This is a genomic window from Methanomassiliicoccales archaeon, assembly GCA_026394395.1.
Lineage (GTDB): Archaea > Thermoplasmatota > Thermoplasmata > Methanomassiliicoccales > UBA472 > UBA472.
In genome coordinates, this window is record JAPKYK010000003.1 from 17,678 (window position 1) to 40,232 (window position 22,555).

At 58.0% G+C, this 22,555-nt stretch carries 26 protein-coding genes and 1 other RNA gene; 12 read left to right on the forward strand and 15 right to left on the reverse strand.

Annotated features, from left to right (window positions below; genetic code table 11):
• The first annotated feature begins 6 nt into the window (after window positions 1-6).
• The 5 genes from NT131_03730 to NT131_03750 all read left to right on the forward strand — a co-directional run bounded on the left by NT131_03730 (window position 7) and on the right by NT131_03750 (window position 4,384).
• Window positions 7-1,818, forward strand: coding sequence for an ABC-F family ATP-binding cassette domain-containing protein (locus NT131_03730; protein ID MCX6650752.1), 1,812 nt, complete (start codon window positions 7-9; stop codon window positions 1,816-1,818).
• Window positions 1,819-1,845: 27 nt separating this feature from the next.
• The gene (locus tag NT131_03735) at window positions 1,846-2,406 is read left to right on the forward strand and encodes a methyltransferase domain-containing protein (protein ID MCX6650753.1); all 561 of its coding nucleotides are present in this window, start codon (window positions 1,846-1,848) and stop codon (window positions 2,404-2,406) included.
• On the forward strand, window positions 2,403-2,999 hold the full coding sequence (locus NT131_03740; GenBank protein ID MCX6650754.1) for a methyltransferase domain-containing protein: 597 nt from the start codon (window positions 2,403-2,405) through the stop codon (window positions 2,997-2,999). Before NT131_03735 ends, NT131_03740 begins: the two co-directional genes overlap by 4 nt.
• Before the next feature lie 41 nt (window positions 3,000-3,040).
• A complete protein-coding gene (locus NT131_03745) occupies window positions 3,041-3,850 on the forward strand; it encodes a TIM barrel protein (protein ID MCX6650755.1) in 810 nt (269 codons plus the stop codon).
• Between the two features lie 123 nt (window positions 3,851-3,973).
• On the forward strand, window positions 3,974-4,384 hold the full coding sequence (locus NT131_03750) for a hypothetical protein (GenBank protein MCX6650756.1): 411 nt from the start codon (window positions 3,974-3,976) through the stop codon (window positions 4,382-4,384).
• On the opposite strand, the gene hisD is transcribed toward NT131_03750, so the two are convergent.
• Genes hisD through NT131_03775 form a run of 5 tightly spaced genes read right to left on the reverse strand, consistent with a single transcriptional unit; the run spans window position 4,381 to window position 7,734 of the window.
• Entirely contained in the window at window positions 4,381-5,643 is a 1,263-nt protein-coding gene (gene hisD, locus NT131_03755; GenBank protein ID MCX6650757.1) for a histidinol dehydrogenase, read from the reverse strand. The genes NT131_03750 and hisD overlap by 4 nt on opposite strands.
• Before the next feature lie 33 nt (window positions 5,644-5,676).
• Complete coding sequence (locus tag NT131_03760; protein MCX6650758.1) at window positions 5,677-6,060, reverse strand: thioredoxin family protein; 384 nt, start codon at window positions 6,058-6,060, stop codon at window positions 5,677-5,679.
• A gap of 14 nt (window positions 6,061-6,074) precedes the next feature.
• Window positions 6,075-6,758 carry a hypothetical protein gene (locus tag NT131_03765; GenBank protein ID MCX6650759.1) on the reverse strand — a complete coding sequence of 228 codons (684 nt, stop codon included), beginning with the start codon at window positions 6,756-6,758 and terminating at the stop codon, window positions 6,075-6,077.
• A gap of 41 nt (window positions 6,759-6,799) precedes the next feature.
• Window positions 6,800-7,060 carry a hypothetical protein gene (locus NT131_03770; GenBank protein MCX6650760.1) on the reverse strand — a complete coding sequence of 87 codons (261 nt, stop codon included), beginning with the start codon at window positions 7,058-7,060 and terminating at the stop codon, window positions 6,800-6,802.
• A gap of 56 nt (window positions 7,061-7,116) precedes the next feature.
• A complete protein-coding gene (locus NT131_03775; protein MCX6650761.1) occupies window positions 7,117-7,734 on the reverse strand; it encodes a MarC family protein in 618 nt (205 codons plus the stop codon).
• Between the two features lie 83 nt (window positions 7,735-7,817).
• Between NT131_03775 and NT131_03780 the strand changes: the two genes are divergently transcribed.
• Genes NT131_03780 through NT131_03800 form a run of 5 tightly spaced genes read left to right on the forward strand, consistent with a single transcriptional unit; the run spans window position 7,818 to window position 10,116 of the window.
• A complete protein-coding gene (locus NT131_03780) occupies window positions 7,818-8,324 on the forward strand; it encodes a nitroreductase family protein (protein ID MCX6650762.1) in 507 nt (168 codons plus the stop codon).
• 46 nt (window positions 8,325-8,370) lie between these two features.
• Window positions 8,371-8,802, forward strand: coding sequence for a hypothetical protein (locus tag NT131_03785; protein MCX6650763.1), 432 nt, complete (start codon window positions 8,371-8,373; stop codon window positions 8,800-8,802).
• Complete coding sequence (locus NT131_03790; GenBank protein ID MCX6650764.1) at window positions 8,799-9,086, forward strand: hypothetical protein; 288 nt, start codon at window positions 8,799-8,801, stop codon at window positions 9,084-9,086. The genes NT131_03785 and NT131_03790 overlap by 4 nt, the downstream gene beginning before the upstream one ends.
• A 5-nt stretch (window positions 9,087-9,091) precedes the next feature.
• The gene (locus NT131_03795; GenBank protein ID MCX6650765.1) at window positions 9,092-9,367 is read left to right on the forward strand and encodes a hypothetical protein; all 276 of its coding nucleotides are present in this window, start codon (window positions 9,092-9,094) and stop codon (window positions 9,365-9,367) included.
• Window positions 9,361-10,116, forward strand: a complete 756-nt coding sequence (locus NT131_03800; GenBank protein ID MCX6650766.1) for a biotin/lipoate A/B protein ligase family protein — start codon at window positions 9,361-9,363, stop codon at window positions 10,114-10,116. Before NT131_03795 ends, NT131_03800 begins: the two co-directional genes overlap by 7 nt.
• Here the strand turns inward: NT131_03800 and NT131_03805 are convergent.
• The 8 genes from NT131_03805 to NT131_03840 are packed head-to-tail and all read right to left on the reverse strand — an operon-like array spanning window position 10,113 to window position 17,863.
• Window positions 10,113-11,336: a dihydrolipoamide acetyltransferase family protein gene (locus NT131_03805; GenBank protein MCX6650767.1), complete on the reverse strand. Its 1,224-nt coding sequence runs from the start codon at window positions 11,334-11,336 to the stop codon at window positions 10,113-10,115. The two genes, NT131_03800 and NT131_03805, sit on opposite strands and share 4 nt — an antisense overlap.
• A 6-nt stretch (window positions 11,337-11,342) precedes the next feature.
• Window positions 11,343-12,308, reverse strand: a complete 966-nt coding sequence (locus NT131_03810) for an alpha-ketoacid dehydrogenase subunit beta (protein ID MCX6650768.1) — start codon at window positions 12,306-12,308, stop codon at window positions 11,343-11,345.
• Window positions 12,305-13,360, reverse strand: coding sequence for a pyruvate dehydrogenase (acetyl-transferring) E1 component subunit alpha (pdhA, locus tag NT131_03815; protein MCX6650769.1), 1,056 nt, complete (start codon window positions 13,358-13,360; stop codon window positions 12,305-12,307). Before pdhA ends, NT131_03810 begins: the two co-directional genes overlap by 4 nt.
• Window positions 13,354-14,265, reverse strand: a complete 912-nt coding sequence (gene lipA / locus NT131_03820) for a lipoyl synthase (GenBank protein ID MCX6650770.1) — start codon at window positions 14,263-14,265, stop codon at window positions 13,354-13,356. Before lipA ends, pdhA begins: the two co-directional genes overlap by 7 nt.
• Window positions 14,262-15,317, reverse strand: coding sequence for a hypothetical protein (locus NT131_03825; protein MCX6650771.1), 1,056 nt, complete (start codon window positions 15,315-15,317; stop codon window positions 14,262-14,264). The genes lipA and NT131_03825 overlap by 4 nt, the downstream gene beginning before the upstream one ends.
• 2 nt (window positions 15,318-15,319) lie before the next feature.
• Window positions 15,320-16,285, reverse strand: a complete 966-nt coding sequence (locus tag NT131_03830; GenBank protein MCX6650772.1) for an ABC transporter substrate-binding protein — start codon at window positions 16,283-16,285, stop codon at window positions 15,320-15,322.
• Between the two features lie 4 nt (window positions 16,286-16,289).
• Complete coding sequence (locus NT131_03835; protein ID MCX6650773.1) at window positions 16,290-17,090, reverse strand: ABC transporter ATP-binding protein; 801 nt, start codon at window positions 17,088-17,090, stop codon at window positions 16,290-16,292.
• A 2-nt stretch (window positions 17,091-17,092) separates the two neighbouring features.
• Complete coding sequence (locus tag NT131_03840) at window positions 17,093-17,863, reverse strand: ABC transporter permease (GenBank protein MCX6650774.1); 771 nt, start codon at window positions 17,861-17,863, stop codon at window positions 17,093-17,095.
• 279 nt (window positions 17,864-18,142) lie between these two features.
• Here NT131_03840 and ffs point away from each other — a divergent pair.
• Window positions 18,143-18,454: signal recognition particle sRNA (gene ffs, locus NT131_03845), an RNA gene on the forward strand.
• A gap of 4 nt (window positions 18,455-18,458) precedes the next feature.
• Here the strand turns inward: ffs and NT131_03850 are convergent.
• The gene (locus NT131_03850) at window positions 18,459-19,466 is read right to left on the reverse strand and encodes a methanogenesis marker 2 protein (GenBank protein ID MCX6650775.1); all 1,008 of its coding nucleotides are present in this window, start codon (window positions 19,464-19,466) and stop codon (window positions 18,459-18,461) included.
• 47 nt (window positions 19,467-19,513) lie between these two features.
• Window positions 19,514-20,092, reverse strand: coding sequence for a hypothetical protein (locus NT131_03855; GenBank protein ID MCX6650776.1), 579 nt, complete (start codon window positions 20,090-20,092; stop codon window positions 19,514-19,516).
• Window positions 20,093-20,310: 218 nt separating this feature from the next.
• Between NT131_03855 and nrdD the strand changes: the two genes are divergently transcribed.
• Window positions 20,311-22,431, forward strand: coding sequence for an anaerobic ribonucleoside-triphosphate reductase (gene nrdD / locus NT131_03860; protein ID MCX6650777.1), 2,121 nt, complete (start codon window positions 20,311-20,313; stop codon window positions 22,429-22,431).
• The last annotated feature ends 124 nt before the right edge of the window (window positions 22,432-22,555 follow it).

The following is a 22,555-nucleotide window of genomic DNA, read 5'->3' on the forward strand; positions in this document are numbered from 1 at the left end:
CTTGCCATGCTCCTAAAAGCGGAAGGGGTGGGCAAGGCCTTCGGTCCCAAGCAGGTCCTCAAGGAGGTGGACCTCCAGATCGAGATGGGGGACCGTATCGGGCTGGTAGGCCGCAACGGCGCCGGCAAGACCACCCTCATCAAGCTGTTCATGGGACACATCAAGCCCGACGTGGGCATGCTAACGCTAAAGACCAGCAAGGTCAGCTATCTGTCCCAGTTCGTGGAGGTGGACCATTCCGCCTCGGTGGATTCCACCGTCGGCGTCCTGAGCGAGGAGGCGGCACCGTTGAAGCGGCGGGCCATGGAGATCGAGGAGGTAATGGCCTCCGGCGGTGATTCCGACACGGACTGGAACGCCCTGTCGCAGGAGTACGCCTCGGTCCAGGATGAACTGTTGCGCATTTCTCCCTCACAGACCAAAGGGAAGGCCTTGGGCATCCTGGGGGAGTTCGGCCTGGAGCACAAGGCCCAGGGGAGCATGGGGGAGCTGAGCGGGGGCGAGCGTACCAAGGTCATGCTCTCCCGCGTGCTGGCGCAGGCCGAGCAATCGGACCTCATATTCCTTGACGAACCGACGAGCCATCTGGACATCGAGACCGTGGAATGGCTGGAGGACCAGTTGCTGAAGCTCAAGGGGGCGGTGATCATCATCTCCCACGACCGTTACTTCCTGGACAACGTGGCCACTCGCATCATCGAGCTGGAGGACGGCAAGCTCACGCATTATTCGGGCAACTACACCGTCTTCATGGAGAAGAAGGCCTTGGACCGGGAACGGTTGATGCAGGCGCACGACAAGGCGCTGCGCGAGAAGGAACGGCAGGAACGCATCGCCGAGGAACTTCATGTCAAGTACAAGTTCAAGTCGATCCACAAGACCCGGGAGAAGATGGCCGAGAGGATCGAGGTCCCGGACCCCCCGATAGAAGAGAAGGACCTACAGGTCCGCATCTACGCCCTGGGAAAATCGGGCAAGAACGTCATCACCGGCAAGGATCTGGTCGTAGCTCGAGGGAACCGCAAGGTACTGGACAAACTGGACATAGAGATCGAGAAGGGTGACAAGCTGGGCATATTCGGTCCGAACGGAAGTGGTAAGACCACCCTGCTCAAGGCCTTACAATCGAAACTGCCGTACCTGGGGGAGCTGCACGTCTCCCCGGGGGTGAAGATCGGTTATTACGCCCAGGAGCACGATCTGCTAGAGCAGGACCTCACGGCGGAGCAACAGATGAAGAAGACCCTAGGACAGCAGGCCACGGAGTCGCGGGCCATACTGGCCAGATTGCTGCTCATCGGCAAGGACGTGGAAAGGCCGATAAGCATCCTCTCCGGCGGGGAAAGAGCCAGGGTAGCCCTGGCCATGCTGCTAGCGCAGCACAAGAACCTGCTCATCCTCGACGAACCGTCCAACTACCTGGATATACCTAGCAAGGAGGCGGTGGAGGCGGCCCTGCGCGAATACACTGGTACCATGATCATCGTCACCCATGACCGTTATCTTCTGGACGCGGTGTGCACCAAGGTCGGGGAGCTGCGAGGCGGGAAGCTGACGGTGTTCAACGGAACATATTCGGAGATGAAGGGGAGACAGAAGTCCTCCCAGGGAGTAGAGGTCGCCGATGTCTACAAGGCCGTTTCCAGCTTCAAGGACTGGACTAACGGCGCAACGTACAAGGCCGGGGACAAGGTGATCATCGCCAAGACCGAGCTGGAGAACTTCAAGTGGGCCCTGGAAACGGGGAAGCTGAAGAAGGTCGGAGGCACCGAACTGAAAAAGGTGCGCAAGCCCCCTGCCCCGGCTGAGGATGATTGAAATACCGCCTGGTAGATGGCAAAGCGCATGAACAAAGAGCCTTCGCAATTCCCGGCCTCAGAGAAGCACCGCCTGGTGGACGAAGACCGTCGCCGGAGGCAGCCGGTGGAAGCGGTACTGGAACGCATGCGATTGTCTCCCGGTGAGACCGTGGCCGACCTGGGAGCCGGCGTGGGCTACCTGTCCATACCGCTGGCCGATGCCGGAGCCAAGGTCATCGCCCTGGACTTCCAGCAGGAGATGTTGGACGGAATCCGGGAAAGGGATAATGGCTCAGAGAGGATTGCGCTGGTCAAGGCCGAGCTGCCGAACATACCGTTGCCGGATGCCTCGCTGGACCGGGCAGTCATGCTGAACGTCTTTCATGAGGTTAAAGACAAGAAAAGGCTGGCAGCGGAGATCGGGCGCGTCCTGCGAAAGGACGGACGCATCACCATCGTGGACTGGCAGGCCAGGCAGACGGAGAGGGGTCCGCCGCGGCACGAACGAGTTCCCATCGACGTCGCCCCGTCCTACTTTCCCGATTTCGTTCTGGAAAGGAAATACGACGACGAGAACTATTATCATCTGGAGCTTCGCCGGGAATGAGCCAAAAGGAGAGCTGGGACCGCCTGTACAAAAGGGACGACCGTCCCTGGAAGGGGGACCCGGACGCCACGCTGCCCTTCGAGGGAACGGTCCTGGAGCTGGGCGTGGGGAACGGAAAGGGGTTGGCGGCGCTGTCGACGAACACGCAGCCCATAGGATTGGACTTCTCCCGTCAGGCGCTGTGGTCCTGCCGTCGATGGCGCTCATTGCCTCTGTTGCAGGGGGACGTCACCGCCCTGCCCATTCGGGACGCATGCATGCCGTCGATCGCCACCTCCCACGTCCTCGGTCACCTTCTGCTTCCGGACAGGATAGACGCAGCTATGGAGATAACGAGAGTACTGGCGAACGACGGGCGTCTCTTTATCAGCGTCTTCGGGGACGGCGATATGCGCTGCGGGAAAGGAACGGAGGTTGAGCAGCGGACCTACGAAAGGGGCAACGGCATAATCTGCCATTACTTCGCGGAGGGGGAGGTCATTGAACTATTCCCGGACCTGCAACTGGAAGAGGAATGGACCAGATGTGTGTCCAAGCGCTACCACGGCCGGGACGAAGTACGGCAGGAACGCCGCGCGCTGCTCCGCAAGTGAGTTCGCTCCCTTTATCTATCACTGCGTAAGTTGAGGTCCGGATGCATAGATTCGGAATGCCAGTGCTGATAGAGTACCAGGAACTGCGGCCCAACCTTGAGCTGTGCCATGAGCTTGGATTGGACTTCATCGAGCTCAATATGAACCTGCCATACTCCTTTCCCGAGAACATTAATTCCCGGGAGGTGAAGTGGGCGCTGAAAGAGGGGATGCGCTTTAGCATCCACCTGCACGACGAGCTCGATCTGGGCTCGCTACACCGATCCGTCCGCAAGGGGCATATCGCCCGATGCGAGGACGCCCTGCGCTGGGGGGCGAAGAACGGTGTGTTCCTGCTGAACCTGCACCTGAACCCCGGGGTGTACTTCACCCTGCCCGACGGCAAGATCTGGGTGTACGAGCGGTATCAGAACGAGTACATCGAATCCCTGAACGATTCGTTGTCCCAGCTTTCCTCCCTGGCCTCTGGGCTGGGAGTTAGGATATGCCTGGAAAACACCGGGCACCTCGCCCTGCCGTTCATGCGCCGGGCGGTGGAATCGGTATTGGACCTGGATTCCATCGGCCTTTGCTGGGACATAGGCCACGATGCCCGCGTCGGCCATCAGGAGGAAGATTTCATGTTGGCCCATGCGGATCGTCTATGGCACATGCACTTTCACGACTACGACGGGAAGAGCGACCACCAGCTGCCCTTCACCGGCAACATCGATTGCCCTCACTTCCTGGATATGGCGAGGGAGAAGGACATGTCCGTGCTCATCGAAGTGAAGACCGAAGCGGCCGTCCGGCAGGCCGTGCTGACCATGCGCCAAAGGGGTTGCCTGCCCGATGCAAAGTCATTAAAATGACCCAAATGGTCATACATGTGCCATTCGTCTGCTGGCCCATTTCTAATGGCCAGATGTGGGGGTCATGGTTCTGTTGCAATGATTTATAACGCCGTAAACTCATTACTTGAGTGGTGAATTAACATGGTAGCGATACCGGATGAAGTAATGAAGGTCCTCAACGACCCAACCTCGGTGAGGGTCATAGCGACAAAATCAGAGAAGGGCGATGTTCATATTATCCAGGCAGGAAGCATAAAGGCCCCCGCCCCGGACACCGTCATCATCGGTGCCATCCTCATGAAGCGCACCGGAAAGAACTTGGAGGGCATGAAGGCCAAGGGCGAGCTGGTCTCTATACTAGCTGGAAGTAAGACCACCTCTTTCGAGATCAGAGCCAAGGTCAAGGAACTGGTCACCTCCGGTCCGATGTTCGACGGCATGAACGCCGAATTGTCGAAGATGGGGATGAAGGCCAGCGGCGTCTGGGTTTTTGAGGTCAAAGAGGTCTGGAACCAAAGCGCCAACTTCAACGCCGGCAAGAAGATGGTCTAGGCCATCTTCCTTTTATTTTTTAACCTTACGCGCACCGAATCGGCGTGCGCGTGCAAACCTTCCGTCTCCGCCAGCTTTATGGTGGCGGGGGCCAGCTTTTCCAACAACTCCTGGTCCAGGAACTGCACCGAGGAGCGCTTCATGAAGTGCAGCACATCCAGTCCAGAGTGTAGCGCGGCGTTGCCCGCCGTCGGTAGCACGTGGTCCGTGCCAGTGGTGTAGTCACCGCAGGCTACAGGGGAATCGTGCCCCAGGAAGATGGCCCCGGCGTTCTTGATCGATGACAGCAACGAAAGGGGGTCCCGGACCTGCAGAGAAAGGTGTTCTGGGGCCAACTGATTGCTCACCGCCGCACTTTCCTCCACACCCCCGGTGATGATGTAGCCGCTGTTCTTCAGCGAACTGAGCATGATATCCCGCCGGGGGCTTTGGGCCACATGATCATCGATGATCCTCCACACCTTGTTTGGTAGAGTTCTATCGTCAGTGATCAGGGCGCACGCCGAGTGCGGGTCGTGCTCCGCCTGCGCCAGTATGTCCGCTGCCACGTTCTCCGGGCGAGCGCTGCTGTCCGCGATAATGGCTATCTCGCTCGGCCCGGCGGGGAAGTCCATCTCCACCTCCTGCCTCAGTCTGACCTTGGCGGCGGTGACGTAGATGTTACCGGGTCCCACGATCTTCTGCACCTTGGGCACCGTCTTCGTCCCCAGGGCCATGGCCGCTATGGCCTGGGCTCCTCCGCACTTGTAGATGCGGTCGACCCCGGCCAGGTCCAAGGCCACCAGCGTCAGGGGGTGAACTGGCGGAGGGGTGCAGGCTACGACGCTCGTCACGCCGGCCACCTTGGCCGGCACGGCGCACATAAGAGCGGTGCTGGGATAGGATGCCCTCCCGCCGGGGATGTATATGCCTACGGATTCAAGGGGTGAATACTTCCAGCCCAGGGCGCTGTCCCCCTCCTTGATAAGATCGATGTCGTCCGGCCTCTGTCTCCGGTGGTAGGCTTCGATCCGATCCTTGGCGAACCTCAAAGCGACCAACAGTTCGGCGTCGATCTTTGTGTACGCCTCTTCGATCTCCTCTGCCGACACCTGCAGCGAGGTCAGCTCCACCTTGTCGAAGCGGGCGGTGAGCTTCTTCACCGCCGCATCGCCGTTCTCCGCCACCTGCTTGATGATGTCGTCGACCGCCGGAAGGACCGCGCTCAGATCGGATCGTCCGCGCGCCTTCCAAGACCCGACGGACAGAGGTTCCCACATGATGTGGTGATTAACCCCGTCATAAATAAATGCTCAGCCGTAGCCGTCCATCTCATACGATGGCCGCTTCCCCGCCGGGCAGTTGGCCGAATGGCGTATGAGGTCCTTCACTGTGTTGCGGAGGACGGTGGCGTTGACGTAACCTACGGCGCCGCCTATCTTCTGGCCCTTGCAGAAATAGACGAAGGTGGGGGTACCGGTAACCTGGTATCTGGCAGCCAGGACGTTGTTGTGGTCGGTGTTGATTTTCATGAAGGTGGCGTCCGCACCCACTTCCTTCTGGGCCTGCAGCACTTCCGGTTCCACCTGCTTGCAGACGGAGCATCCCGGGGACCAGAACTCCAGGACTATGAACCCCCTCTCCCTCCTCAGCAGGTCCAGGAAGAGCTCGTCGCTGACCTCTCTGATGTCACCCATGGGCATCCTCGGAACTATAGGGGGGTGGAGACCCAATAACCTTTTTCCTTGCGCTTGTCGCAGCCATCCTTGCAGTAGCGGGTCTCCAATCTGAAGTTCAGCTCCAGTTCGTTGGCGGCGGCCCACTGGTAAGCGAACTCCGCCGCGCCGCGCACGTTCAGTTCCACGGCCATGAATAGCATGTCCAGCTGTTCTTCGTCGGGGATATCCGATTCATCGTTCCCCTTCTTCCAATCGTAGCGCAGGACCTTCTCCACCATGGGGTATAGGTTGCCGCCAGAGCGACGGAACAGGTCCTTGAACACGGCGAAGTCTATGGCCGAGGGCTCGCGGCCCAGGTTCTTCTTCACCTTGATGAACAGCAGTTCAGATTTTCCGATCTCGTCCAGCACCCTTTCCACGCCTTCCTGACGGCGTTCCAGGGAATGGAAGCCTTCGATGTGCACGTGCTCCATATGTTCGGTAATGCCGCGCTGGCACTCGTTCATCAGCTCCATGAGCGAGGCCAGCTCGTCCAGCATCACCAGTAGGAGGGAGTAGCGCATCCTCTTTCTTCCGAGGTAGTCCGGCAGCTCGGATATGGCCCGGTAGGCGTTCAGGTACCCCAGCAGATGCACGGACATGTCCAGCATCTTCAGGTGCGCGTCGTTGATCTCCAGGTCCAGGTCGTTGGATGAGTTCCCGTTCGAAGCTTCCATTTGCATTCCTTCCATTGATCGTGATATTATGTTCAGATGTATCAGCCGAAACGGCGCCCGTATTCCTGCACCTGGGCGAGGAGGTACTCCTTCTCTATGGACGGCGGTACGTGGTCCCGGCGGTTGACCTCTTCTAGCAGCTCATGGTCCAGCTGCGGTTCTTGCAGTCTGAGGGCGTAGACCTGCTTCATGATGTCATCAAGGTCATTTATGCCTACCTCTAGGCCTTTGACCGTGAGCTTTGGCGTTTCGTCAACCTGGATCGCATCAAGGCTGTTGTCGCACTTCTTGCAGTTGGCCACATTTTCACCTCGGTTGTCGTTTGTGCACGATAAATAAAAAACTTTGCATAATCGCATCAGACCAGGGGAAGCAGGAGAGCCATGTTCAGGCTGGCGAGGACGTAGTCCACCGCCCCCCGCATGATGAACTCCACGGCTATGGCCGCCAGCAGCAGCCCGATGATCTTGGAGAAGACCTCCAGAGCGTTGTTGCCAACTTTCTGTGAGATGAGCAGGGAGTTCCTCATGATGCCCCAGGTGACCGCCAGGCTGATGATCCCGGCAATGAGCACGGTGAAATAGCCGTACAGGGTGACCAGCAGGATGGCCGTGGTGATGACTCCCGGTCCGGTCAGCAGCGGGGTGGCGATTATGACCCAGGCCACGCTAGTGTCCTCCTTTTTACTGAGCGTCAAAGAGAATATGATCTCCATGGCCATGAGCAGCAAAACGATGCCGCCGGCGATACGGAAGGCGCTGGTGGTTATGCTGAAAAAGGCCAACACCTGCGGGCCTATCAGGGCGAAGATTACGAACAGCAGGCCGGCAACTAACACGGCCTTGTTCGCGCTGGCCACTTGCTCCTTCTCGCCCTGCCCCTTGGTCAAGGAAATGAACATAGGTACGGTGGCGAACGGATCGAAGATGAAGAACAGCAACGTGGTTGCGTAGATCAGATCCTCGAATCCGGGCATGGATGAGAGTAAAGGAAAGGTCAATATCCATTTTTCGCACCATCTCGATAGTTATATGACCGAGGGGCTCTCTTTTGAAAACGATGAGAAAGGACCCCATTCTCAATCGTCGGAGCATCCGGCGCTACACCGCGCAGGATGTGGAGGAGAAGGATGTCATGAAGGTCCTGGAGGCGGCCATGGCCGCGCCCTCGGCCGGAAACGAACGCCCCTGGCATTTCGTGGTCATCCGGGACAAGGAGGTCATGCAGGGGATAATGGGAGTGCATCCGTATGCCCAAATGCTCAAGCGATGCCCGGTGACGGTGCTTGTGTGCGGAGACCCCTCGTTGGAGAAGTATCCCGGTTTCTGGGTGCAGGACTGTTCCGCGGCCACGGAGAACATGCTGATCATGGCCGTGGAACTGGACCTGGGCGCGGTGTGGCTGGGCATATATCCAATCGAGGACCGGGTACACGGCCTGAGGCGATTGCTGGGATTGCCGGAGGACATCATCCCCTTCGCCCTGGTCCCTTTGGGGCATCCGGACGAGGAGAAGAAGAAGCTGGACCGCTTCGACGGGGAGAGGGTGCACCGGGACGGCTGGTGACCATTAATCTACCACTTATATCATACACGATGGGAGTGCTGATAGGATGAAGCAACTTTGGAGATGTCACGTCTGTAACGATGTTCATCTGGGGAACAAGCCCCCGGATGTGTGCCCCACCTGCGGGGCCAAGAACGCCTTCGTGCGCTCGGATCTGAACGAAACGTTGGAGATCATAGGCAAGGAGCATCCGGCCATCGAGGCCCGCACGGACGTCGTCGCGGCCTGGAAGCAGTTCTCCGACCAGAGCCCCACGGTCAAGCTAACGGATAAAACGGACGAGATCGAGATACTGTCCCAGGGTGTCCTGGAGAACCTGCGGAACCGCGGGCAGCGCTATTGCCCTTGCCGCATAACCACTGGCGACCGGAAGAAGGACCTGAACCTGATATGCCCCTGCAACTTCCTCAAGCAGCAGACCTACAAGGAAACGGGGGAATGCTGGTGCGGGCTTTTCGTGAAGAGGGATGAGCAATGAGCGATAAGAGATTGATCTGGTTCCACGGAAGGGAATGCCCCCATTGCCGCAAGATGGCCCCGATGGTGGACCAGTTCGAGGCCGAGAACGGAATCAAGCTAACACGCCTGGAGGTCTGGCACAGCGAAGAGAACGCCAAGCTGATGCGTTCGCTGGCCGAAGTGATCGCCCCAGCCTGCGGAGGTGACCTGGGCGTCCCGACCTTCTATAACGAAGTGACGGGCAAGGCCATCTGCGGCGGCCGCATCGACATGGACAAGCTCAAGGCCTGGGCCAAGGGGTGAGTCCTTTGGAAAGAAGGGTCAGGGTCACCGGGGGCAAGACCCTGATCTTGAAGGTGGAATGTCAGGACGGTGCGGTGAAGGGATTGCGCCTGCAGGGCGATTTCTTCTTCTTCCCCGAGGAAGGCGTGGCCCAGCTGGAATCGTTCCTGCTTACCTCTTCGATCTGGCAGATGGAGGACGTGGAATCGTTGATCTCCAAGTTCCTGGACGAGCACGGATACCGGGCGGTAGGGTTCGCCCCGGCCGACCTGGCCTATTTGCTGAGAGGATTGAGATGCTGAGGAACAGGTGGAGGGTGCTGCGCTACGAGCCGAAAGCTGCGGCTTACAACATGGCCCTGGATGAGGCCATCGCCGAGGCGGTGAAGTTTCGCGTCGCCGGTCCGACCATCAGGTTCTACGGCTGGGAACCGGCGGCGGTGAGCATCGGGCGCTTCCAGGACCTGGAGGAGGTCGTGGACCTCGAGCAATGCCGCAAGCTCGGCGTCCAAGTGGTTCGCCGCAGCACCGGAGGCGGCGCCGTCTTCCACGACCGCGGAAAGGAGATCACCTACAGCGTCGTATGCCTCGAGGAGATGATGCCCCGGGACATCAACGAGGCCTACCGGGAGATAGGCGGTTGGCTGGTCAACGCCCTGAAGCTCATCGGCATCGAGGGGACCTTCGAGCCGATAAACGACGTGCTGGTGAACGGGAAGAAGATAAGCGGGAGCGCGCAATCCCGGCGGCAGGGCATCTTCCTGCAGCACGGCACTCTCATGTACGACCTGGACCGCGTGCGGATGTTCTCGGTATTGAAGGTCCCCCCGGACAAGCTGAGGCCCCAGGGGATAGAGGGACCGGCCGAGCGGGTCACCAGCGTGAGGGAGCAGAAGAAGGTGCCTTGGGAGTTCGCCGTGGCTGCCATGGTCAACGCCTTCATCCTGAACAAGCAGTGGTACATCGGAGATCTGACCCAGGACGAACTGGCCCGGGCCGAACAGATATCCCGGGAAAGATATTCCAACGAGGACTGGACCAGCGGTGCCTAATCCTCCAACAGCAGATGCTCCGGGTTCTCTAGCAGGTTGACCAGGTCCTTCAGGAACTTGGCGGCCACTGCGCCGTCGTAGGCTCGGTGATCGAACGTAAACGACAACGGCAGCACCTTGCGCACCTGCACTTTGCCGTCAACAACTAGCGGCGCGTCCATTATACGTCCCAGGCCCAGTATGGCCGTCTCCGGGTAGTTAACGATGGGCGTTCCGTACGTACCGCCGAAGACGCCGTAGTTGGTTATGGTGAAAGTACCTCCTTTCAGGTCGGCCAGGTCCACCTTCCGCTCCTGGGCGTTCTTGGCCAAAAAAGCAATCTCCTCGGCCAGCTCCCACAGGCTCTTCTGGTCCGCAGCCTTGATCACCGGGACCATGAGGCCGTCGTCGATGGCCACGGCCACGCCGATGTTGTAATACTTCTTGACCACCAGCTCTTCCCGCTCGTCGTCGATCACGGAGTTCAGCAGCGGATGGGCCTTGAGCGCCCGGACCAGGGCGGTGATGATGAACGGTATGTAGGTGAGGCTCACCCCCCTCCGCTCCTTCATGGGGCCTTTGAGGCGCTCCCTCATCTCCACCAATCGAGTGACGTCCGCCTGCTCCATGCTGGTTACCGCGGCCACCTTCTGCTGCGATTCGAGCATGCGCTTGGCCGTGGTGCGCCTGATCCCCCGCATGGGGATGCGGTCCACGTAGCCGTAGATGTCGAACTTCGGCACAGTTCTAGGCGCGGCCTTGCGTCCCAGGTCAGCTTCCAACACCTGACCCTGCGGACCGGAGGGCGTCACCTGAGCTATATCCACGCCCTTCTCCTTGGCCATATACCGCACGGCCGGCGTGGCCAGGATCTCACGGCTGGAACGTTTGACCGTGGAGGACGACACCACCACCTCCTCGGTGGGCAGCTCGCCGACCACGGACACGGACGGCGGTCTCTCCTCCGGCTCGGTTTTCGGTAAGGTCGAATGTGCTTCGCCCTCCTCCCCAATTACCGCCAAGACCTCCCCCACCTTGACCAGCTCTCCCTCCTTGTGGTGGAGCTTCAGCACCTTTCCGGCCACCGGCGAGGGTATCTCCACCACCGCCTTGTCCGTCTCCACCTCGGCCAGGGACTGGTCCTTGTTCACCACGTCCCCTTCCTTGACCAACCATTTCTTGACCTCGCCCTCGGCGATCCCCTCTCCCAGGTCCGGGAACTTGAACTGTATGGCCATCATGATCACCTAGAACCTCAACGTGCGCTCTATCCCTTCGACAATCATCTTCTCGTTCACGTAATAATGGTCCTCGCCCTTGGGCAGGGGGACCGTGATGTCCGGGGCGGTCACCCGTTCCACCGGCGCCTCCAGCTTCAGTATCGCTCCCTCATAGATGCGGGCGGCGATCTCCGCCCCCGGGCCGAAGGAGCGCGGGGCCTCGTGCACCACCACCGCCCTGCCGGTCCTGCGCACCGATTCCAGCACCGTCTCCGAATCCATGGGCGAGATGGTCCTCAGATCGATGACCTCCACCGAGGCCTGCACCTGCGATAGGGCCTTCTGGACCAGGGGGATCATGGCTCCCCAGCCGACCACGGTCACGTCGTCCCCCTCCTGGACCACCCGGGACCTTCCCAGCGGCACGACGTGCTCACCGTCCAGCACCTCTTCCTTCAGCATGCGGTACGATCGCGTCGGTTCAAGGAACACCACCGGGTCCGGGTCCCGAATGGCCGAGGTCAGAAGTCCTTTGGCCTCCAGGGGCGTGGATGGCACCACAACTTTCAGTCCTGGTATCTGGGTGTACAGGGCCTCCGTGCTCTCCGAATGATGCTCTAGAGCTCGGACGCCAGCGCCGTAGGGCATGCGCAGGACCATGGGCACGGTGATCCGGCCTCGGGTCCGGTTCCGCATACGGGCGGCGTGGTTGATCATCTGGTTGAGGGAAATGTAGGAGAAGCCCATGAACTGCATCTCCGCCACCGGCCGCAATCCGTTCATGGCCATGCCGATGGCCACCCCCACGATGCCCGCCTCCGCCAAGGGAGTGTCGATGACCCGTTCCCCGCCGAACCTGTCCAAGAGGCCGTCGGTGACGCGGAACACCCCGCCGTCCAGGCCCACGTCCTCGCCTAGCACCACCACCGATGGATCGCGTTCCATCTCCTGCATTAGGGCGGCGTTGATGGCCTGCACCATGTTCATCATCATCTACCATCACCCCTCAGCTGCCTTTCGAGGTACGGGGGCATCTCGGCATAGGTGTGCTCGAAGACCTCGGAACGCGAGGGGACGGGCACGGCCTCCGCCTCGGCGGCGGCCATCTCCACCAATTCGCTCAGCTCTTTCTCGAGGGAACCGTCATCCTTGATCAGATTTTGGGAGAGCAGGTAGGCCTTGAACCGCTTCAGCGGGTCCTTCATCTCCCAGGACAGCACCTCCTCCTTGGAGCGATACTTCCTCCAGTCGTCGGAGGTGGTGTGGTCGCTGAGACGGTAAGTGTACGATTCGATGAGCGTCGGCCCCTGGCCCCGGCGGGCCCGCTCCACCGCCTCCGTCGCCGCGGCGTACATGGCCAGGACGTCGTTCCCGTCCACCAGGATGCCTGGGAATCCGTAGGCCACGGCCTTCTGGGCCAGGGTGGGCGAGGCGCTCTGCTTGGCACGCCTGGTCGATATGGCGAACTGGTTGTTCTGACAGACGAAGACGTTGGGCGTCCGGAAGACCCCGGCGAAGTTGAGCCCCTCGTGGAACTCCCCTTCCGAGGTGGCCCCGTCGCCGAAGAAGGCCATGGTCACGCTGTCCTCTCGCCTCAGCTTGCTGGCGTAGGCGATGCCCACGGCGTGCGGGATCTGTGATGCCACTGGGACCACCGATGGCGTCGCCCTCGCTCCCTCTGGGTAAACGTTGCCCTGCTCGTTGCCCATCCAGTATAGGTAGGCCGTCCTCAGGGGCACGCCCTTCCACAACAGCCCGCCCATCTCCCGGAAGGCCCAGACCAGCCAATCCTTTTCCTTCAGGGCCATGGCCGGCCCGATCTGGCTGGCCTCCTGGCCTTTGCTCGGGGGATACGCGCCCAGGCGCCCCTGCCTCTGCAGCTTGACCGCCTTGTCGTCCGCCAAGCGGGTGAGCACCATGGTGCGGTAGGCTTGGAGCATGATCTCCCTGCTCATCTTCGGCTTGAGGGCGGCATCCACGTTCCCCTCCTCGTCCATTATCCGCAGCATCTCCCCCTTTAAAGGATCGAAATCGTCCGTCAGCATCTTCTCGCACCTGCCTCATGAATCAGATTGTAAGCGTCATAGGATGACCGCACCAGCGGTCCGGCCCGGACCCCCCTGAAGTCCATCGACAGGGCCGTGCTCCGCAGCTCGTCGAACTCTGCCGGCAGAACGTACCTTCTCAAGGGCAGGGTCGATCCGGCCGGAGGGAGATATTGACCGAGGGTGAGCAGTTCCACGCCCGCGGTCCGAAGATCCTTCATCGAAGTGACGACCTCCTCCTTTTCTTCCCCCAGACCCAACATCAGCGAGCTCTTGGTCATGATGCCAGGCTGCATCTCCTTGACCAAGGACAGCACGCCCAACGAGCGCTCATAGGACGCCCTGGCGTCCCTTATCCACTGCAATGAGCGCACCGTTTCCAGATTGTGCCCTAGCACCTCGGGCGATGACATCGCCACCGCTTCCAGGCTGGAACGCCGCCCTTGCAGGTCCGGCACAAGGACCTCGATCGAGGTCCCAGGGTTCATCCAGCGCACTTGGCGTACCGTTTCCGCGAACATCTCCGCCCCTCCATCCTCCAGGTCGTCACGGGTGACGGAAGTAATGACCACGTGTCGTAAACCCATACATTTGACGGCCTCGGCCACCCGAGACGGTTCCCCCTCGTCCACGGGACCCGGGTCACCGCAGGGCACGGCGCAGAACCGGCAGTCCCTGGTGCACACGTCGCCCAGCAACATGAACGTGGCATGACCTTGCCCCCAGCAATCGCCTAGGTTAGGGCAGCGCGAGGAATCGCACACCGTGCGCAATCCTGAGGCGCTAAGGGAACTTCTCATGCCCTGGGAGCGGGCGGGCGACGCCACCCTGGTCCTCAGCCAGGGCGGTTTCTCCACTACGTCCGGAGGGGCCATGTACTGAGCATATGTCTGCCCATGGTTCATATGCCTTTCTTACCGAACCTACGAACGCAGCGCATGAGCGCGTCCACATGGTCCAAAGGCATTCCCCGGTGCAATGAGCAGGAGCACATGAAGACGTATCCGTCCCAAGGTTCGAACGTCCTAAGAAAACCTTCCGTCTCGTTAACGATCCTCTGTTCCGGACCCAGCAATAGAGTGGAGAAGGCGTCTATGCCCCCCATGAGGCACACCTTCCCGGAGAAGGCCTTCTTGAGCAGCTCCGCATCGTTGCCTTCGGCAAATTGGAACCCTTCGATGTCGGTGGCCAGGATGCCGTCCATCAGGGGCAGGTTGGGGCGCGAGCTCATATCCCCGTGCGGATGGAAGACGGTCGGTAGCCCGAGCTCATGGGCGGCCGATCTCAACCGGGCCAGGTTGGGCAGCGTGAGCTCACGGAAAGCCTCTTGGCCGAATATGTCCGGGTTGTCCGAGGCGGCGGCGATGAAGGCGCAGTCCAGATCGGCCCTTCCTGCCACAGCCCTCAGGTACTCCTCCCCCAGTTCCGTGGCGTACCGGACATAGGAGGCGGCAAGATCTGGCTGGAAATGCATGTCCAGGGCCAGGTTCTCCATGCCCCGTAGCAGCGCCGCCTTGGTGATCGGCCCTTCAAGGTTGCAGATGATGGCGGTATCCGATCTCATTTCCCGGGAAACTTGTTGATAGCAATCCAGTATATGGGGGAAGGGTGCGGTCCGTTGGAAATCCAATGGTTCGAAGATGGGGTCAACAGCATCTTGAAATGGGTGCCTGACCACGCTGGGGATTCCCCATTCTGGATACTTGACCAGTCCACCTAGGGCTTCGACCTCCAAGCCCACGAAATGTATGCAACCCACCACCGCATCCTGACCCAGGCGACGATGTAGGGCTATTATGGAACGGTATGCCTTGGTAGCATCATAAGCTCCGGCGCACACTTCCGGAGTGCTATAGTCCGATTCATCCAGGCCAAGGGTAAGGTCCCTAAGAAAGACCGGAGGGGCGTCTGGTACGCCCATCTCCAGTGCGCGAAGGAACCTCTCCCTGCCTTTCATGTTCAGTCCTCGGGCAGATAGCTCAGGTCCACGTTGTCCATGATCACCGGCATCTCGTTTATCTTTCCAAAGCTCAGTAATGCCATGGCGGTCATGGTGATACTCTGCACGTCGGTGGCGTTGAAGCCGACCTCGTAGAACTGCACTATACTGCAGTTAGACTGGTCCTCGACGCTAAGACCGGTATGGTTGGCGCAGTCTAGCATGGCCTCATCCCAGTTCTCCACGATGAACTGGTTGGCCTGGTCCAGTGCTTTAAGGACCTTCTTAATGGCCTCGGCCTTCTCCTGCAAGGCTTTTTCCGAAGCGACCAGTACTATGGGGAATGTACTTCCAAGTTCCGAGGAGTTGCCCAGCTCGTGGACGTTATCACCACACAGGTTCTCGGTGTTCACTGCCCAGGGTTCGCTGCCGGCCATAGCGTCGATCTGCCTAGTGCTCATGGCCAAGGGGATATCAATGGGGTTCATGAAAACGAAGGTTATGTTGTCCGCGTTCACGTCATTGGCCTGGCACCATTGCAGGAATGCCCCATGCGTACTGGAGCCTTGCTGTAGTCCGACCTTCATGCCTTCCAGGTCCGTCGGTTGCACGATATCGTTCCAAGCGATGAAGCGGTGCATGCCGGCGCCACCGATGAAGCGGGCTACGATCCTGGCCCCGGTGTCCTTGGTCATTAGCTGCACCGCCGGGGCGTCGCCCATGGCCGCCAGGTCGGTAGACGCTGTAATAAGAGCCTCGGCCGCCTGAATGCCACCGGTCACGATCTTAGCGGTGATATTCAGTCCTTGATCTTCGAACATGCCCTCGTCGTTCGCTACCATTATCGTCTCGTAGTTCACCTTCTGTGAATAGGCTATGGTGATGTCCGATTCCCCCTCCGACGAAGGTTGGAGCATGATTATTGCCCCAACGGCCGAGACGATCACGATGATCACCACGATTGCTGCCAATATCTTACGGTTCATTCTTTCAATTCTCCTTCTCTACGCTAATGAAGGACACCCGGGGAGCGCTACTTGCGCAGGAGCAAACCTGCAATCCCCGGATCATATCCTCCTTCAACTTCACCATCTGCGGCGAGGAAGGGTCCCTGGGCCAGGGTAGACCGATCCTCCATTCCTTGTTCATGCGTCCAGGTGACGCAGACATGAGCACAACCCTCGTCCCCAGGATCAATGCCTCGTCGATGCTATGGGTGACGAAGACCACGGTCTTCCCCTCCTTCTTCCACAGGTCTAACACTTCATTATCCAATTTCCTGCGGGTCTGTTCGTCCAGGGAGCCGAACGGCTCGTCCATCAACAACAGGTCGGGATTCATAGCCAGAGTACGCGCAATGGCCACGCGCTGCTTCATCCCTCCGGATAGCTCGTTGGGGCGGGCCTGAGCGAAGTCGGTCAGGCCGACTAGCTCTAGATATTTCAGGGCTATTCTTTCCCTCCCTTTTTTCTCCTCCGCACCGCGCAGAGAGAAGGTGACGTTCTGCAGAACGGTCATCCAGGGAAACAGGCTGGGTTCCTGGAACACCACCCCTCGCTCCGGGGAAGGTCTTTTGATAGGAATGTCCTTGAAGGACACCTTACCGGTGGTGGGGAATTCGAATCCAGCCAGCAAGTTCAATGTAGTGCTCTTGCCGCAGCCGCTCGGTCCAATAATGCAGAGGAACTCGCCCTCCTCTATATCCAGGGTCACATCGTTCAGCGCGACCAGACCCTTTCCCGTCCGGGGATTGGTGAAGACCTTAGACACATTCTTCAACGAAGCCAGCATGTTCAGTCCTCCCTGTCCAGACCGAGACGGTTGCGCAACATGTTCTCTATCCAAACGAAGAACAGCTTCTCTATGATCAGACCGATGGCACAAATGACGATGATGCAGACGAAGGCGTCAATGAAATTCAGGCTGTACCTGGAATTGAAGATAGATGCTCCCAAACCTACGGATACCCCGACCACCATCTCCGCAGCGATGAGCACCCTCCATCCATTGGCCAATCCAACCCGCATTCCGTTGATAATGGACAAGGCCGCTCCAGGTAAAAGCACCTTGAAGAAGAGTGCCCAACTGTCCCTTCCTGACATCTGGGCCACGCGTGTATAGATGGGAGGCACCTGCCGCATGCCTCCGGCGGTGTTGATGACTATGGGCGGTAAGGCCGTTACCAGGATGATGAAGACGGTCGATGTCTCCCCTAGGCCGAAGATCAGCATGGCAATGGGGACCCAAGCCAGACCAGGTATCATCTGCATGATATAGACCGGTATCATACCGGTCTCATGAAGTCTGGGTATGGTGCCGAAAAGGAAACCAATTACAATCCCAAGTACCAAAGCGATGATGTAACCCAGACCCCATCGATACAGAGAAGCATTGGTGTGCGTGAAGATGTTCTCTCCATTGATCTTAGATCCATTAAGGGCGTTCCATAAGGCCTCAAAGGTCTCAAATGGTCTGGGAAAATCAGCACCTTTAACATATATGATGACCTCGGCAATTACCCACCAGGTGGCTATGACAATAAGAATGCCAAGGATAACATTCAATAGATTACGAAGAAACAGCCTTCGCTTCTCTGGTGAAAATGTGAAATGGGAGCTCCCATCCTTCAACGCCTTTGAAACCGCTTCGCTGCGTTCTAACCGCTCACATCTTGTCAGGAATTCAAACCCCTTGATATTGATTTATATTATTTGATAATGAAATCAAATATTGTTTGTAAATTGCAAATAAACTATTTAATAATTTATTGCTCCGATTGGCCTCGACAACTATTTCGTTTTCCGTTGGAGAATTTTTAAATAGGCTGTATGAATAAGACCACCTGCTAGGCTTGACCGGGACGTTCGGCGTGTCCTTGTACACCGTAATCGTCGACATGCGGGGGTGACAGTGGGGGACGTCGTATCCGGAGCGTTAGAGGCCCAGTCATTGGCGCTGAGGCCCTGTCCTACGGGGTCGGTGGCAGCATTGCGGTGCAGCTGGAGGGCGGCACTCCTTGCTCTGATCGTGGGGAACGGGTCAGGCCCTGACGGGAACAGCCTTACCACGGACTACCTACGCTCGAAGGGGAGCGGGGCTGAGTCAGTGATTGGTCCACCTCTAGCGGTCCGGGCGGCAACCTCCATGGCCTAGCACTTTTTACTTTCCCAGTTCCATGGATTCCCAGCCCACGGTGGAGGTCGGCTTGCAGCCGGTTATGATATCCTTGTCAAAATCGAACATGACCGCGGATTCGTCGCCATGCTCTACGACCAACTGTTTCTCCTCGGTGATCTTGCCGATTACGTTAGCGGTGATCCCGACCGAGGCGTACATTTCGATGGTGCGCTGTGAGTTGATCGGATCACAGGTGACCACGTAACCGAATCCCTGATACGATTTAAGCCATTGCAGAAGATCCACCTTGGCTGGACGAGGTATCAAGTCCAGCTCGACCGTGGCCCCCTTCCCGCTGGTCTCCAGCAGCATTCCCAATGTCCCAAGGGTGCCCGGATTGCTGATGTCCTTTCCAGATCGCACTAGGCCCTGTTTGGCGATCTTGTTCATGATGAGCATCTGTCGTCTCAGTGCAGGGGCCTCCTTCCGGGAGGTCGTATCCCAGGCCAGTTGAAGCTCTTCGGGGTAATAGCCATCGAGGTCCATTCCCACGATGACATCGTCCCCGACCCGGGCGGTGTGGCTGTAAATGGCTTCACCGATCTCGGCCGTTCCGATGATGGCAACGTCGATGGCGTCATAATCACAATCAGGGTGCGTATGCCCTCCGACGATGGGCACTCCGAACTTTTTGACCGCCGACTCCATGCCCTTCATGACTTGTGAGCACATCCGATTGTTCTTGACAGATAATATGTCGAGCATGGCGATAGGCACTCCACCCATGGCCGCTATATCATGGATGTTGACCAGGACAGCATAATATCCTGCAAAAAAAGGGCTAGCCCTCATGAGTGATGGCATGATCCCATCCGCCGCAAGGAGCAGGAGCTTTCCATTTTCCTCCACCACTGCGGCATCCTCGCCATATGAAGCTAGGATCTTAGTGTGCGCCTGTTTAGGAAAGAAGTTGATAACATCTGAGATGCTTTTCTTTCTGGTCACTCCGGGAAAGTTACGCAGAGCATCGACCAGGCCGTTCAGGTCCATGCCTCCCGAAAAGCCTTCAGGGGATTTATACGTTATTCGCAAATGCCTCAGAGCTCCAGTTTGGTCTGCTTCGTCTCCCGAATAAGATAGGTAGCCTCAGCGTCGCTAAGGATTATCTGTGTGAGGAGGCTCTGGTATGCTCCTTCTAGCTCGTCATTAATGGGTACGTATGCCTTGCTGCTCGTAGGGATCTTGAATCCTATCTTCATCATGAACTTGCGAGCTTCGATTATTTCCTCATCTCGTGCCTGGACACCGGGCGAAGCGTCCATGACCCTCGCCCTCTCCAGCTCTTCCTTGAATATTGGGCGGTGGAACAATTTGAAAAGAGTGTATAATGTCAGCTCTGCGGGCCTATCTCCGACGATTGATCGGGCGTTCTCTGCGATTTTCAAGTAGATATCACGTTCTTTTCCCTTGACTGGGGTGTAAATTTTTGCGGGAGGAACATCCTTCTCTTTCAGGATGTTGAGGTCTGACATAGCCCGAAGGTAGCCGGTCAAAGTAAGCCGGTGCATGTCGAAACCCTGTTTACTCAATTCTCTTGATAGATAGCTGATTGATCTGCCCTCTTCGGCGAGCATTGAGATGATTATTTGTTTTAAATCCTTGTCTGGATGGAACATATGTTAACATATATGGTAACAAATATGGTAATAATATAGGTTTGCAGACCAGTTTTAATAATGTTAATTGTTAACAGATTGAGTTCAAAAATTCATTTAAACCCTTACAGAGTATGTCATCTTCCCGAGTTGGGATGGATGCAAAAGGACCCTCTAAATAGGTCCTCCTTTCTAATTCATTAATGTACAAGGGATCATCTGATAGAGAACGTGAGAAAATGAAAAGTGTAGAAGCCCCCCGAGATTCGAGAGCCTCAGAGTCAGGCTCTGGTCTGAACAATGATAGAGAGTCAACCGAGATATCCTTATTCGTACGCACTTCTGATGAGGAGATCAAGAAGTGGGACAAGAGCAGGATATTCGACGCCTTGATGAGAGAGACAGATATCAGCGAAGATGCCGCGGCTATAGTAGCAAGGGAAGTGGAGAAGCTGATTGGGGAGCTACAGCTAGACGTTATCACTGCCCCGTTGATACGCGAATTGACCAACGCTAAGCTGGTCGAATACGGATTGGCCAAGATCCGTCGGCAGCACACCCGTCTGGGAGTGCCCCTCTACGATGCCCGGCAGATAATCATGAGCCCTAACAAGGAGAACGCCAACGTTCCCCACGGGCCCGAGGCCACCAACCTGACCTTGGCCGAACAGATAAAGAAGGAGTTCGCCCTGCTCGAGGTGTTCTCGCAGGACCTGGCCGACGCCCATATGCGCGGAGACATTCACCTTCACGATCTCGGTATGATCGACCGTCCCTACTGCAGCGGGCAGTCCATAGAGTACGTCAAGAAGTTCGGGTTGAACCTGCCTAATTCAATATCGATCGCCAAGCCGGCCAAGCACCCTGAGGTGCTGATCGAGCAGGTGGTCAAGTTCTCCGCCGCCCTCCAGGGCAACTTCGCCGGAGCCATTGGCTGGGACGCCTTCAACCTCTTCCTGGCCCCTTACCTGGTGGGAGTCGACGACGCCCGCATGAAGCAGCTGGCCCAGATACTGATATTCGAGTTCGCCCAGCAGGCCGTGGCCCGCGGCGGCCAGTCTATATTCAGCGACCTGAACCTGTACTGGGAAGTACCCGACCACTTCCAGAATGTGGACGCCATCGGCCCCAACGGTCAGTTCACTGGCAAGGTCTACGGTGACTATGCTGAGGAGAGCCAGAGGTTCGTGAACGCCCTGTTCGACGTGTACCTGGAAGGGGACGCCATGGGAAGGCCGTTCTTCTTCCCTAAGCCGAACGTGCACATGACCGAGAAGTTCTTCAAGAGCGAGGGCCACGAAGAGTTCCTGAACAAGATCTGCCAAACCGCCACGGAGAAGGGGAACACCTACTTCGTGTTTGACCGCGGTGGAACCGCCAAGATATCCGAGTGCTGCCGTCTGACCTTCAAATTGGACGACAACGACCTCAACGATGCCAAGACCCCCTGGAAGATGAGGTACTCGGCCATGCAGAACGTCACCATCAACCTGCCGCGCATCGCCTACGAGGCGCATCAGGACGACGCCAAGCTGTTCAGCTTGCTGGAGGAGAGAATCGAGATGGTGGCCCAGGCGCACCTGCAGAAGCGCGAGTTCATCGGTAAGCTGCTGGGCATGGGCAAGTTCGGTCCCCTGGCCCTGTTGACCATGAACCTGGATGGCGAGCCGTACTACCGATTCAACAAGGCCTCGTTCCTCATAGGCATGGTCGGCCTGAACGAGCTGGTGCAGTACCATACCGGGCAGCAGATGCACGAGAGCAAGGAGGCCACCATGTTCGGCCTCAAGGTCATCTCGGTCATGAAGAAGAAAGCTGAGGAGGTCGGCAAGAAGTACGGCATCAAGATGCCTCTCGAGCAGACCCCGGCCGAAAGCACTGCCTACCGCTTCGCCAAACTGGACATGAAGTACTATCCCCTGCAAGCCCCCACGGTCATACGTGGGAACAAGAGCTCCGGGGAGATCTATTACACCAACTCCACCTACCTGAACGTGGGAGCGCAGATAAGCGCTATCGAGAGGGTGAAGACCGAAGGCTTGTTCCATCCCCTGATAGAAGCTGGAGCGCTATCGCACGTATGGCTCGGGGAGCACAAGCCCCCGGCAGAGAATTTGGCGGCGTTCGTGGTGAAGACCTTCCAGAACACCCAGAACTCGCAGATCGCCTTCAGCCCGGAGTTCACCTCCTGCCTGAGCTGCGGGAAGACCTCCCGCGGCCTGAGCGACACCTGCCCTTATTGTCACTCCCCGAACGTGGAGGGAATAACCAGGGTCACCGGGTTCTTCTCCAAGACCTCCGGATGGAACAAGGGGAAGCTGGGAGAGCTCAAGGAGAGAACGCGCAACACCATCTCCTGAACGGCGTCATAACGGGGGACACCCCCCATTTTTAATATTTTCTCATTTCTCATCTATAAGAAAAGGTGGTGATCATCTGTCAATGAGATCAGTAGGTCATTGTCCTTTTTTGTCAAATCTGGAA